At 45.3% G+C, this 13,118-nt stretch carries 15 protein-coding genes and 4 tRNA genes; 3 read left to right on the top strand and 16 right to left on the bottom strand.

From position 1 onward, the window contains the following. Nucleotides 1-5: 5 nt before the first annotated feature. Nucleotides 6-566 (bottom strand): isochorismatase family protein, encoded by a 561-nt coding sequence (locus ADM98_RS04015; RefSeq protein WP_053452364.1) that lies wholly within the window; start codon nt 564-566, stop codon nt 6-8. A gap of 129 nt (nt 567-695) precedes the next feature. On the opposite strand from ADM98_RS04015, the gene ADM98_RS17305 reads away from it, so the two are divergent. Next, complete coding sequence (locus ADM98_RS17305; protein ID WP_023466676.1) at nt 696-869, top strand: hypothetical protein; 174 nt, start codon at nt 696-698, stop codon at nt 867-869. A 39-nt stretch (nt 870-908) separates the two neighbouring features. Here the strand turns inward: ADM98_RS17305 and ADM98_RS04010 are convergent, their stop codons facing one another. The 4 genes from ADM98_RS04010 to ADM98_RS03995 are packed head-to-tail and all read right to left on the bottom strand — an operon-like array spanning nt 909 to nt 3,590. Continuing rightward, entirely contained in the window at nt 909-1,508 is a 600-nt protein-coding gene (locus tag ADM98_RS04010) for a short chain dehydrogenase (protein WP_053452363.1), read from the bottom strand. A 38-nt stretch (nt 1,509-1,546) separates the two neighbouring features. Continuing rightward, on the bottom strand, nt 1,547-2,314 hold the full coding sequence (locus tag ADM98_RS04005; protein WP_053452362.1) for an alpha/beta hydrolase: 768 nt from the start codon (nt 2,312-2,314) through the stop codon (nt 1,547-1,549). A gap of 30 nt (nt 2,315-2,344) precedes the next feature. After that, the gene (locus tag ADM98_RS04000; RefSeq protein WP_053452361.1) at nt 2,345-2,911 is read right to left on the bottom strand and encodes a hypothetical protein; all 567 of its coding nucleotides are present in this window, start codon (nt 2,909-2,911) and stop codon (nt 2,345-2,347) included. A gap of 40 nt (nt 2,912-2,951) precedes the next feature. After that, on the bottom strand, nt 2,952-3,590 hold the full coding sequence (locus ADM98_RS03995; RefSeq protein WP_053452360.1) for a hypothetical protein: 639 nt from the start codon (nt 3,588-3,590) through the stop codon (nt 2,952-2,954). 124 nt (nt 3,591-3,714) lie between these two features. Here ADM98_RS03995 and ADM98_RS03990 point away from each other — a divergent pair, with 124 nt between their 5' ends. After that, nucleotides 3,715-4,206: a DUF4365 domain-containing protein gene (locus tag ADM98_RS03990; protein ID WP_200904883.1), complete on the top strand. Its 492-nt coding sequence runs from the start codon at nt 3,715-3,717 to the stop codon at nt 4,204-4,206. A 231-nt stretch (nt 4,207-4,437) separates the two neighbouring features. Here the strand turns inward: ADM98_RS03990 and glmS are convergent, their stop codons facing one another. Then, on the bottom strand, nt 4,438-6,234 hold the full coding sequence (gene glmS, locus ADM98_RS03985; RefSeq protein ID WP_053452359.1) for a glutamine--fructose-6-phosphate transaminase (isomerizing): 1,797 nt from the start codon (nt 6,232-6,234) through the stop codon (nt 4,438-4,440). Here glmS and ADM98_RS17300 point away from each other — a divergent pair. After that, the gene (locus ADM98_RS17300) at nt 6,233-6,385 is read left to right on the top strand and encodes a hypothetical protein (RefSeq protein WP_160315911.1); all 153 of its coding nucleotides are present in this window, start codon (nt 6,233-6,235) and stop codon (nt 6,383-6,385) included. The two genes, glmS and ADM98_RS17300, sit on opposite strands and share 2 nt — an antisense overlap. 259 nt (nt 6,386-6,644) lie before the next feature. Here ADM98_RS17300 and glmM read toward each other — a convergent pair whose 3' ends face one another. The 10 genes from glmM to ADM98_RS03935 all read right to left on the bottom strand — a co-directional run bounded on the left by glmM (nt 6,645) and on the right by ADM98_RS03935 (nt 13,026). After that, nucleotides 6,645-8,000: a phosphoglucosamine mutase gene (gene glmM, locus ADM98_RS03980; RefSeq protein ID WP_053452358.1), complete on the bottom strand. Its 1,356-nt coding sequence runs from the start codon at nt 7,998-8,000 to the stop codon at nt 6,645-6,647. A gap of 29 nt (nt 8,001-8,029) precedes the next feature. Then, nucleotides 8,030-9,316, bottom strand: coding sequence for a CdaR family protein (locus ADM98_RS03975; protein WP_053452357.1), 1,287 nt, complete (start codon nt 9,314-9,316; stop codon nt 8,030-8,032). Then, complete coding sequence (gene cdaA / locus ADM98_RS03970) at nt 9,316-10,176, bottom strand: diadenylate cyclase CdaA (protein ID WP_053452356.1); 861 nt, start codon at nt 10,174-10,176, stop codon at nt 9,316-9,318. The genes ADM98_RS03975 and cdaA overlap by 1 nt, the downstream gene beginning before the upstream one ends. A 79-nt stretch (nt 10,177-10,255) precedes the next feature. Next, complete coding sequence (locus tag ADM98_RS03965; RefSeq protein ID WP_053452355.1) at nt 10,256-10,876, bottom strand: anti-sigma factor; 621 nt, start codon at nt 10,874-10,876, stop codon at nt 10,256-10,258. A 16-nt stretch (nt 10,877-10,892) separates the two neighbouring features. After that, a complete protein-coding gene (gene sigW, locus ADM98_RS03960) occupies nt 10,893-11,456 on the bottom strand; it encodes an RNA polymerase sigma factor SigW (RefSeq protein WP_023466660.1) in 564 nt (187 codons plus the stop codon). Nucleotides 11,457-11,581: 125 nt separating this feature from the next. After that, on the bottom strand, nt 11,582-12,490 hold the full coding sequence (gene rocF / locus ADM98_RS03955; protein WP_023466659.1) for an arginase: 909 nt from the start codon (nt 12,488-12,490) through the stop codon (nt 11,582-11,584). 211 nt (nt 12,491-12,701) lie between these two features. After that, nucleotides 12,702-12,777: transfer RNA gene (locus ADM98_RS03950), tRNA-Ala, on the bottom strand. A gap of 10 nt (nt 12,778-12,787) precedes the next feature. Next, nucleotides 12,788-12,859 (bottom strand) — tRNA-Gly (locus tag ADM98_RS03945). Nucleotides 12,860-12,865: 6 nt separating this feature from the next. Beyond that, nucleotides 12,866-12,938: transfer RNA gene (locus ADM98_RS03940), tRNA-Lys, on the bottom strand. Nucleotides 12,939-12,942: 4 nt separating this feature from the next. Next, nucleotides 12,943-13,026: transfer RNA gene (locus tag ADM98_RS03935), tRNA-Tyr, on the bottom strand. Nucleotides 13,027-13,118 lie beyond the last annotated feature (92 nt).

The following is a 13,118-nucleotide window of genomic DNA, read 5'->3' as shown; positions in this document are numbered from 1 at the left end:
CCTTTTCATGTTCGGTAGTCATTGTGAATTGGGGTGAAGACATCGTCCGTCGACGGACGGACGATTGCAAAGTGCTCGACATTATAGTGTCCGTGTAAGACTTGATTGTGGTGAGCAATCATTTGTTCAGGCGTCAGTACATCGGAGCCGTTCGTCGTATGTCCGTCGGCGACGAGTGTGACATCAAAGCCATGTACCGTCGCACTACGTACCGCGGTATCGATACAGTGCTCGGTCTTACAGCCTAAGACGATCAGATGTTCAATCGAGGCTTGGCGTAGATGGTCGAGCAAGGGTGTACCATGAAACGCATTCGTCGCTGCTTTATCAAACGTAACACTCGATGTTGGAACAGGAATCGAGTCATGGACTGCAAAACCAGCACCCGCCCCTCCTGCCACATCTAGATCACGGATGAAGACGACCGGGATATTCCGGTCGTCTGCTTCAAGTACGACTGCTTCGATGACGTGTGCAACTTGTTCTTTTAAGTATACCGGACGTTCTTCCGTGTTTCCGTCGACGAGTTCCTGTTGAAAATCAATCACTAGGACCGCTTGTTTCATCGTCATGTTCCTCCTTGTAAAATCGACTGCTTGTTTCCTTCCCGTTCATCTGAATGATTTCCTGCTCTTGACGGGCGTGAAACTTTTTAGCTGTTGGATTCGTTAAGAAGAAGGAAAGGATGTGTCTGGATGATTTGGTTTGGCGTCATCTTCTTATGTGTGCTCCTCGTCAATCTGACACTGGAGAAACTCATCATGAACCGAACGATGACAGGACGCTGGTTCGTCCGCAACTTACTCATTTGTCTCGGGATCACTCTCTTATTATTCGGGATCGAACGTTATGTCCTATCCGGTCTGTAAAAAAAGCAGATAGCGAAAAATCGCTATCTGCTTTTTTAGTTAATAGACTTCGTAATTTTGCCCCGTCTGTGCCCCTTCGACACTCTTTTCGAACGCCGTTGCGACACGTGACGCCGGAACGGCTTCAAAACCACGGAAGAACGGTCCGTACTTCTCGAGCGACTCAATCAGTACATTCGGACTGACGCTGTTGATCCGAATGCCTCGTGGCATCTCGATCGCTGCTGCATGAACGAACGCTTTGACCCCACCGTTCGCGAGAGCCGCGGATGCGCCTTGGCGAATCGGATCGTCCATCATGATGCCGGTCGTCAATGTAAAACTTCCCCCGTCTCGTACTGACTTCAAACCAAGTAAGACGAGATTGACTTGACCCTTTAGTTTACTATCGATCCCGATTTGATTAAGCTCCGGTGTTAAGTCCGTCAATGGACCAAAATGAGCGCCACCTGTAGCACTGATGACGGCATCAACAGAACCTACTGCTTCATACATCGCCCGAATACTTTCCTCTGATGTGATGTCGACTTGCACATCTGCTCCGCTTCGCCCAGCACGAATGATTTCATGTCGCTCACTCAACTGTTCGACGACTGCCTGACCAATCGTTCCACTAGCCCCTACTACTAAAATTCTCATGACACACTCCCCTTTCATGTATAGCTTACCTATCTAGCCTACTGCACATCAGCTGACGGTTTCAAGGAAGGTATCGGATGTGTCTTCAAGAAGACGAGAATTTCATCAAACAGACGTTGTTTGTCTCGGTCAAGCGTCAGTAAATGTTTACTGTTCGGAAGAAGAACTTTTTTTTGGTCTCGGCTCGATACTGCTGTTTCAATTCGTTCAAGACTTGCATGATAAACTGCATCATCTAATGCGCCAAGGAACAAAGCAATGGGCTGATTAATACTTGGCAAGAGTACTTCTGTCTCGATGATGAATTGCTGAAGTGCCCGTAAATCTTTTTCCGGTCGTGGAAAATGACGGTCTACAAAGTCTGCGATCCACTCTGGCGAACGGTCGTCAAATTGAAAATACCGTTCCGTATAACGACGGACGCGGTGCTCAAGTCCTGCAATCGTTCGTTCAAGAACCGGCGTCGAGAGTAAGACGAGTCCCGCGCATCCTGACTGCTCTGCCAGTCGAAGCGCCATCACCCCACCGAGCGATTGTCCGATCAAAAAGACGTGTTTGTACCCTTGGTCATGTAAAAATGAAAGTCCGTCTTGCGCCGACTGCCAAACGTCTTCGATCGTCGTCGCAAATAAGCGCTCCGGCGATTCCCCGTGCCCAGCATAATTCGGTGCATAACAGGTATATCCTTCCGTATGTAAAAAGCGAGCGAGCCCCCGCATCTCATTCGCACTACCGGTAAAGCTGTGCAATAACAAAACAGCAGGTCCAGGTCCCGGTAAGTACAAATTCTTTGATTTTGTGATCATATTCGTTCCCCCTTTACCTGTGTACAGTTCTCAGACTTCCCTTTTCGAAGTAGCCTTCTGTAACGACTCTAAAATCAGAAACCCCGGATAGTCCGCTTCAGATCGTCTTTCGCCACTTGATCGATAATAGGCATTCCAGTAACTAATCATTCGTTCTTCGATTCGTTTTATGTATGCCGGATCATCGTGGACGAATTGTTGCTTCACTTCCGGATTCCATTGATCAATTGCCGGTGCGATAATCTCCACGATTTCACGAACATACTCGCTAGCAAGTTCAAGGATATAGGCGAGGATCCATCCGTCTTGTTGATGTGTCTTGAGTAACTGACAAAGGTAATGCTCGCGGATGTGACCGTCATGATGACGCGTGTAGAGACCATATAAAATCGTCCGTTGTGTTGGCGTCAACTGTTCGATTCGCTCTGGCGCGACTTCTGGTACATATACGCGCGTCGGAATCTGTATGCGTTCCTGTTCTAGCTTCACTTCGATTGATCCTGGCGATAGACGTGTCCATTTAAACGGTAGACACGCTTTGACGACTCGAACGTCCTGTTCATATCGTTTAGGGAATGCTGAAATCCATCGGTTCATCTTATTCTCCTTTTATAGGTATACTTGAAATCAGCATCTTTCATTGTTCACCACTTGATTTTTTTTGAAAAGGAACATACTCTTCTTCAAAGCTCATATACCAGTATCCAGAATCATCCTGTTTACATATAGCTCTTCTTAATTCTTTCAATCCTTTTGGATTGAAGCTATACGCAGACACTCTTTCTAAACTAAGTTCTACATCATAATATCGATAAATCATTAAGCAATTCGATTGTTGAACTTCATTCTTTTGGAGGACTAGTTTGTTTAAATATTGAATTCTTCCTGCTGATTCTATGTATTGAGTCCCTATTACATTATGAGGAATATACTCTTTATCCGTTTGTGAGAATAGCTTTTCAATGGTTTCTACATCTTTATTCCAAACATTTTCTCGCTCTAAATGCAAAGCAAGAAATAAGAAATGTTCATCATCGATTCGAGCATCCCACTTCCACCAAGATAAATCCATTGGTCTGGAACGACCCTTAGCCTTATCAAATTTAGAATCTTCTACAAACGCACTAAAACCAAGCATCTCACCAAGATTAGCAAAATAATCTATTTCTCTCTTAGTGAACATAGAACGATTGTGTAATTGAGATAAATTCATTCTTCGATAATTTCGTACATAACCTTCAAAAAATTGCATAAGATCGAAATATTGTTTTTCCAAACGAATCCACCTTTTTTTTATATGATTTATTGAAATTACAAACTAGTATACTAACTAATAGTCTATGTTATTATTTGGTATCAAAAAAGATATAGAGTAAAAAACTCGCTACGGGGGGATTATTATGCCGAATACTAATTGGATAAAACTTAGTCCATTACAAATCGGAAAATATGCAGAGTATTTTGCAAAAATGGAATTTGCATCTTATGGATGCGATGTATACACATCAGAAGTAGATGATCACGGAATAGATTTTATTGTAAAAGATAAAAATGGTCGTTTCTGTGAAGTACAAGTAAAGTCCCTTAGAGGAACCGGTTATGTGTTTATGCAAAAAAACAAGTTCGATATTACTAATAAAAATCTCTATTTGGCTTTATTAATATTTAATGGTGAAAAGTTACCAGAGATTTTTCTTATTCCTGCAACAGCATGGAAAATATCTAATAAAATATTTGTTGATAGAAATTATGAGAAACCCGATCAAAAAAGCAAGCCTGAATATGGAATAAATATATCTAAAAAGAACTATCCCCTTCTTGAAATCTTTAAATTCGAGGACTCTATTCAGGATTTTTTATTAGAAAATGATACTACAAATACTAATTTCTAAAATGTAAATATCATTGATTATAACCAATATTTTCGCTCTTCTTTTTTTCTCTTATTCTTCCTTATACCTTTTTCACACTTTTATCTATATTTTTACTCAATCTTTTTGTCCAACAAAAAACGAGAAAAGTCGGATTATGATTCCGATTCTTCTCGTCTAAAAGGTATTTTATTCTATAAAGAATATAAGCTTATCTTGCTCGTGCATTTATTCATAAAATAATTCACTAACTTATTCAACCGTTACTGACTTCGCCAAGTTACGTGGCTTATCGACGTCACAGTCGCGACCGAGTGCCGCATAGTATGAAATCAATTGAAGTGGCAAGACCGACAAGAGCGGTGACAAGAGTGGCTCGACTGCTGGGATGACGAATGCATCCGTTGGCAATTCAAGACCTTCTGCTGCGATGACACACGCGTTTGCACCACGTGCGACGACTTCCTTGACGTTCCCACGGTTGTTGAGGTGAACGTGTGGTTGTGTCACGAGTGCGATGACTGGTGTGTTGTCTTCGATCAAAGCGATTGGACCGTGCTTGAGCTCGCCACCTGCATATCCTTCTGCTTGGATATACGAGATCTCTTTGAGTTTCAATGCACCTTCCATCCCGACATATGCATCTTGTCCGCGACCGATGAAGAACGCGTTACGTGATTCAGACAAGTACTCTGTCGCGATTTCTTGGAAACGATCTTTTTGAGACATGACCGATTCCATCGCACTTGAGATTTTACCGAGTTCCTTCATGAGATCGAAGTTGACAGCAACCCCTTTCGCTTGAGCGAGGTCAAACGCAAGAACAGCGAGGACAGCGATTTGAGCTGTATACGCTTTTGTTGAAGCAACGGCGATTTCTGGACCCGCATGGAGTAACAACGTCGCGTTTGCTTCACGTGACAATGTTGATCCTGGAACGTTCGTGATCGTCAATGCTGGGTGACCGAGTTTTTTCGCTTCAACGAGAACGGCACGGCTATCCGCTGTTTCACCTGATTGTGAAAGGAATAGGAAGAGTGGTTTCTCTGTCAATAATGGCATGTTGTATCCGAACTCAGAAGAGATGTGGACTTCTGTTGGGATACCAGCGATTTGTTCAATCAACTGTTTTCCGATCAAACCAGCATGGTAGCTTGTTCCGCAACCGATGATGTAGACACGGTCACGACCGAGTACGAGATCACGAACCGATTGGTCGAGTGTGATGTCGCCTGCTTCATTTTGATATTTTTGAACGATGTTGCGGATAACAGCTGGTTGCTCATCCATCTCTTTGAGCATGTAGTGCGCATACGTTCCTTTTTCGATATCTGATGCATCGATTTCAGCCGTATATGCTTCACGCTCTTGGATGTTACCGTCGAGATCTTGGATCGTAACGCTATCACGGGTCAAGATGATCATCTCACCGTCATGCAACTCAACGAATTGATCCGTTACTTGCAACATTGCCATTGCGTCTGATGCGACGACGTTGAATGTCCCGTCACCGAGACCAACGAGAAGTGGTGATTTGTTTTTCGCGACGTATAAGACATCTGGGTTTTCCGCATCAATCAATGCGAGGGCATACGAACCGTGCAAGACGCGAAGAGTTTGACGGAATGCTTCCGCAACATCACCTGTCTCGTTAAAGTTCTTTTCAATCATCTGAACGATGACTTCTGTATCCGTGTCGCTGAGAAGATCGACGTTCAATTCTGCTTTCAACTGCTCATCGTTCTCGATGACGCCGTTGTGCACGAGTGTGAAACGTGTTGAAGCACTTTGATGCGGGTGCGCGTTTGGTACGCTTGGGACACCGTGTGTCGCCCAGCGTGTGTGTCCGATTCCGACTGTTCCGTCTGCCTCTGCAGGAACGACTTCGCGTAGCGCAGCAATCCGGCCTACTTCTTTATGGACTTGAACGCCGTCATTGACGAACGCAAGACCTGCCGAGTCATAACCGCGGTACTCGAGCTTCTCGAGACCTTTTAATAGAATTTCCTTCGTGTTGACCTGTCCAATCATACCTACGATTCCGCACATGTTACATCTCTCCATTTACAAGTATTTCCCTGAAGAGGAAACGGCTCTTGTCGAGAGGATCCCGACCGGTCTGTTTGTCCGCCCAATCACTTGGACGATTTCAGAACGGTTTACGGTATGGATCTGGTACCGGGAGGCATCCGCCGAATGATTCGATAAACCTCCACCTCGTCAGCTTTCCTTAACTTAGGGAAGCCCTGGCGCTTTTTAGTTCCGTCTGACCCCGTTTCTGTCCGACTTCACCATCATACGAACTTTACTTTGAAAAAGCAAGAAAGGTAACGTAGTTGTAACTATTCCCGATATTTCACTAATCAATACGTATAATCCCTATTTTTTGTAAAATTCTCAATCGATTTTTCTAAAAAAATTGCAAAAAAGAAGCAGAGCGATCGCTCTGCTTCAATTCCTTAGTTTTCTTGTAACGCATAATTCTCACGAACAACGTTTGCGATCCGCTCAACGTATGCATCACATGCCTCTTGTGTCGGTGCTTCCGCCATGACACGTACGAGTGGCTCTGTACCTGACGCTCGAACGAGGATCCGTCCGTTACCTGCCATCTCTGCTTCGACTTCTGCAATGATCGCTTGAACGGCAGGACCGCTCATTGCACCATTTTTATCAGAAACACGGATGTTGACGAGACGTTGTGGGAAGATTGGCATCTCAGCAGCGAGTTCCGATAGTTTCTTCCCTGTCGCTTTCATGATTTGCAACAACTGGACGCCTGACAACATACCGTCACCTGTCGTTGAATAATCCATGAAAATGATATGACCTGATTGTTCGCCACCAAGCGTATAGTCATTCTTACGCATCTCTTCAACGACATAACGATCACCGACGGCTGTCTGAAGCGCCGTCATCCCGTGTTCTTCGACTGTTTTATGGAAACCGAGGTTACTCATGACTGTCGCGACAATCGTATTGTCTTTCAGACGACCGAGTTCGTTCAAGTATTTTCCGCAGATAAACATGATTTTATCGCCATCGACGATATCGCCGTTCTCATCAACAGCAATCAAGCGATCGCCATCTCCATCAAATGATAGACCAACATCCGCGCTCTTTTCTTTGACGAAAGCAGCGAGATGTTCTGGATGTGTCGAACCAACACCATCGTTGATGTTGAGTCCGTTCGGAGTTGTTCCGATCGTCGACACTTCTGCTTCCAAGTCACCGAATAGGCGTGGTGCAAGGCTTGACGTCGCACCATGTGCACCATCGATCGCGACATGAATACCTGAGAAGTCTTCATCCGATGTCTGACGAAGCATATGGAGGTATTTTTGCGCACCCTCAAAGTAATCGTGAACGAAGCCGAGTTCTTTACCAGCTGGACGCGGTAACGTATCTTCTACTTCATCGAGTAATGCTTCGATTTCGAGTTCTGTTGCGTCATCGAGCTTAAAGCCATCTGAGCCGAAGAACTTGATTCCGTTATCTTCAACTGGATTGTGTGAAGCAGATATCATAACTCCTGCTGTCGCATCCATTGTTTTTGTCAGATACGCGACACCCGGTGTCGAGATGACACCAAGACGCATGACTTCTGCACCGATCGATAAAAGACCAGCGATGAGCGCGTTCTCAAGCATTTGACCAGAAACACGTGTATCGCGCCCAATCAACACTTTTGGTCGTGTGCTTTCGTGTTTCGTCAACACGTAACCACCTGTTCGACCAAGACGGTACGCAAGCTCCGGTGTCAATTCTACGTTTGCGACGCCGCGTACGCCGTCAGTTCCAAAATACTTACCCATGTGTTATTTCCTCATTTCACTAATTTGTTTTAATTGGTCGGAACAGAAGTCCGGGGAACAGCTTTCAGCGTGACATCCATATTATCAGGACGCAAGACATCAAAGGCTTTTGACGTCTGATACGAGATCGGCAATCCATGTGTTCCTTCCTTCAGTCCTGTTACGTCGATGACCGCTTTGATATCTGTTGCATCGATCGTTGCTAAATCAGATTCTTTCCCACGGACGACAACATCAATCGTTTGATTGTAATCAATCGTATATTTCGATTCATCAAATCCATTCAATGTAACGTTCACACCCGAAATCGTTTTTTCAGCTCGATCCTCAACGGTTTCCGTCGTCGACTTGGCATTTTCCTTTTCGACGACGATATTGACTGTAACACGCGTCGGATCCATCGCTGTTGCATTTTCTGGTTCAACGAGTTTGACTGTTTTTTCAGTCGTCTTCGTTAATCCTTTCAACGAGACAGCTTCTGTATCAACAGAACCAATGCGTTCTAATTCTTCTTTTGTTCCATATAAACGAGCTTGTGTCGTGACAGGAACAATTTTAATGACGGTATAACCTTTTTTGACATTGTCTTTTGTTTTCACATTGATCGGTACCGTCTTACTTTCCTTATAGATCGGTACTGTGATTTCTAATTGCTCTGGTTGGTACGATGCATTAATCGTATTTCCATTTGCATCGGTCGCTTTTGCATTGAACGTCTCTTTAAACGTCTCTGCTCGACCTGTTACATCGATTGGAACTTGAATCGCTGAAATTGCCTGTAGCTTCTCTGCCCCACCCGTGACTTCGACCGTTTGTTGGTTCGGCTGTGCTTCACCTACGACATATCCTTCAGCGATTTTATTTTTATTTAGTAAGGCAACTTGTACCGGTACTTCCTTTGTAATCTTCTTATCAAGGAAGACTTCAATCGTCTGTTGTTTTGGTGTCACTTCGACATCTTTCCCGAAGCCGGTTGCCGTGACACGGACACGGTGATATCCGGGATCAAGTCCTTTTAAATCAATCGATAATCCAAAATCCTGAACGAGCCGAAGCATCGTCAAGCTACTCGAAGGACCTTTAACGGTCACTTCCATACTATCTGGAATATTATAAGCGACCCACTGCGATTCATCGTACTGGACTGTGATTGGCACATCAAATTTCGTTGAACCTTGTCCTGCGATCGGTAAGAGGCTAGCCGCATCACTTTTTCCTGTCGTATTCGAACCTGCAACCATCAGATACAACATGACGGCTAAGGCGACAGCGACAATGCGTAAGAACCAGCGTTCATTGAACCACTTTTCGAACATTATTTTTTCGCCCCCATCCAGTTCAAGAAGGAAGTATTCGTCGGTTCGACCTTGACGATTGTCTCAAGCAACTTCGTCCGTAAGGATTCTTCATCAAGTTCTCGGTACAGGCGTCCGTTGATGGCGAGAGAAACGCCACCTGTTTCCTCTGAGACGACGAGTGTGACACTATCCGTTACCTCACTGACTCCGATTGCTGCCCGGTGACGTGTGCCCAAATCTTTTGAAATATGTGCGCTCTCTGACAGCGGTAAGTAACAGGCAGCAGCTGCTAACTTGCCTTGCTGGACAATGACAGCACCATCATGAAGTGGCGTATTCGGAATGAATAAGTTGATCAAGAGTTGACTTGTGATTTGCGAGCCGAGCGGAATGCCTGTCTCGACGTATTCACTTAGTCCTGTCTCACGCTCAATCGTCACGAGCGCTCCGATACGACGCTTCGACATGTATTGAGCAGACGATACGAGCGCATCGACGATTCGAACTTGCTCATCTTCATCACTGATCGCACTGCGTGAGAAGAATTTACTCGTTCGTCCGAGGTGTTCGAGTCCACGTCGGAGCTCGGGTTGGAAAATGATGATGATCCCTAGTAACCCGTAAGTGATGATTTGATTCAGTAAGAATTGCAATGTTTTGAGTCCAAAAAAGCCGCTCAGGAACCAACTGATCAAAATGACCGAGATGCCTTTAATGAGCTGGACAGCTTTCGTCCCTTTGACGATGATCATGAGACGGTAGATGACGAACGTCACGACCGCGATATCAATCACATCATTAATATAATCGTACCAATGTACGTTTTCTCCCAGTTTCAACAATTGAAATTGAAGTGGTTGCCAGCTGAAGTAATTCACCAACCGTGCCCCCTAACTCATCTGATTTAAACAGTTTCCATTATAGCACAAAGGGACGAGTTCGACTCGTCCCAGCTGATTATTGAAATAGACGCTTGATTCCGTACCATACGCGTTCAAATAATTGATCGATTTCCTTAATTTCTCCAGTCACACTACCAGCACTCGCCGTGTAGGCTTTCCCGTCAACGGTCATGACGTCGCCATTGACTTTCCCTTCGATTCGGACGTTTCCACCTTCGACGTAAAGATCCTGATCGACTGTGACGCCTTTCGGGACGACAACTTCGCCATTTTGAGCGACGATACCTGGTGCATTCGTATAGGATAAGTCATGTTCTTCTTGTGCCATATAACCACCCAGGCTACCGACCGACAAGAGTAAGAACACAGCCGCTGCCGCGAGCAATGGGTACTGCTTCATCTTCCCTCCAAAACGAGACGGTTGTGGTTGGTGTAGCAAAGCAGCGCTTGGCATATCCACCTGGTCGGGCAATTGTGCCAGCACGCGGGATGTAAAATCTGCCGATAATTTGGGCGCTGGAAGTTGACGTAGTCGAGCATCAAGGAGCCGATACTCTTCGAACTCGTCCATCGCGTCTGCTTCCCGTAACTCTGCTTCTAATCGCTCGAAGTCCTCAGGTGGTTGGTTTTGATCTAAATAATCCTGGATCCGTTCATGTACATGCTCTCGTGACATGGTGAGTTCCTCCTTCTCATCGTTTAGCAAAATGCTTTTTCAGCGCTTCCCGTCCACGATGAATTCTAGTTTTGACAGTAGCGACTGGTAATTCGATCATTTCACTGATTTCTTTCAGTGATAGATCTTCTACATATTTCAGGACGAGTGGGACACGGTATTTTTCTGGTAAAGCTGCAATCGCATCCCCGACTTCGTTTCGTTGCTCGTTATCGACCACTTGGTCCTCCGGCAAGGTGTCCTTGCTCTCGAGTTGTGAATACAATGTCAGTCCTTCAGTACCTGACATCTCAGCATCAAGAGAATAATCAGGTTTCTTTTTCCGTAATCGGTCAATCGATACGTTTGTAACGATTCGGTATAACCAAGTTCGGAACTTCCATTGTGCATTATACGAATCAATCTTCGTAAATACACGGATAAAGGCTTCTTGTGTCGCATCCTCCGCTTCCATTCGATCGCGCAAGACACGGAAAGCCACAAGAAAGGCACCTTCCTTATATAGATCAACAAGTGCCGCGAACGCATCACGGTCTCCTTGTTTCACTCGCTCGATTAAGCGTAGTGTCGTTTCTTCCACTTTGAATACCCCCCGCTCTATGCGGTCAATCTCTTATACGAAGTCGACCGATAAATGTTTCATCTCCTTTTAAATTGTAACAAAAAAAACTTGAACCCCGATGAAAAGAGTTCAAGTTCTAACCATTATTTTACTAAGCGATGTGTTTCCATTGCCAAAAGTAAATCGCCAATCAGCTCATTCGCAAGCTCTGCAGTACCGTTTCCTTCTTCAAGTAACGGATTCACTTCAACGAATTCAGCAGCGATAAAGTCTTCTGCTGTTGCGCAATGCTGTAACACAGTCTTCGCATCATCTAAGAAGATACCATCAGCGACACGTGTTCCTGTACCAACGACGAGTGATGGATCAAGACCATCCATATCGAAGCTTAAATAAAAAGCATCCGTTGTTTCTTTCAAATAAGCAATTGCTTCTTCCATGATTGCATCCATTCCCCGCGTTCGGATCGCTTCCATATCATAGACACGAATACCAAGACGATCAATCAACTCTTGTTCGCCTGGATCGACGTCACGTAATCCGATGAAAACGAGATGCTCTGGTTGCAATTTGACATCTGTCCCTCCGACTTCCGTTAAGCGCTGATGTCCTTCCCCAAGGGCTACAGCGAGCGGCATGCCGTGGATGTTACCAGAAGGTGATGTTTCAGGTGTATTCAAATCACCGTGTGCATCGAACCAGATGACCCCAAGACGTGGCACAGTCTGGCGAAGACCTGCAATCGTTCCGATCGCCATGCTGTGATCACCACCGACAAGTAACGGAAAACGTTGTTCCGATAACGCATCACGAACAATCAGGTGCAAGTCATTCGTCGTATGGACGACTCCTTCGAGACGTTTCAGTTTCGGATCTTCTTCTCGGACTGCATCTTCGGATAAGACAGCCGCTTCCCCGTAGCGAACTGCTTCTTGTCCCCGTGCTTCGAGTGTCGCTAGTAGACCAGCTTTTTCGACAGCTGCAGGTCCGTGTTCAGTGCCCGGCTTTCCTTGTCCATAACGATACGGTACGCTGATATACGCGATATTCATTCGATATTCCCCCTATGTCATAGTCACTTCTACACATATTGTAAGCGGTAACAAACAAGTGGTTCAACTCGACAAAATGACGCATGAATATACAAAAAAACACCGTGAAGGGAATCACGGTGTTCTTGCGTACGTACTCTGGTTATGCTTGGCATTTCATATAAAAAAAACTTAAGACGAACGAAACTCGCTTAAGATCTTTAAATAAAATTGGTGGAGCCTAGCGGGATCGAACCGCTGACCTCCTGCGTGCAAGGCAGGCGCTCTCCCAGCTGAGCTAAGGCCCCAAAAAGAAAAAGCGGAAGACGGGATTCGAACCCGCGACCCCGACCTTGGCAAGGTCGTATTCTACCACTGAACTACTTCCGCAAGAAATGAGCCATGCAGGATTCGAACCTGCGACCCTCTGATTAAAAGTCAGATGCTCTACCAACTGAGCTAATGGCTCGACATGGTGGGGGGGGGCGGATTCGAACCGCCGAACCCGAGGGAGCGGATTTACAGTCCGCCGCGTTTAGCCACTTCGCTACCCCCCCAGTTTGTCTAGGAAACTTATACAATTGAGAAAAAACAGTGCCGGCAACAGGAGTCGAACCCGCGACCTACTGATTACAAGTCAGTTGCTCTA

The sequence above is a fragment of the Exiguobacterium sp. BMC-KP genome, assembly GCF_001275385.1.
GTDB lineage: Bacteria > Bacillota > Bacilli > Exiguobacteriales > Exiguobacteriaceae > Exiguobacterium_A.
This window is presented reverse-complemented; position numbering and strand designations above follow the sequence as displayed.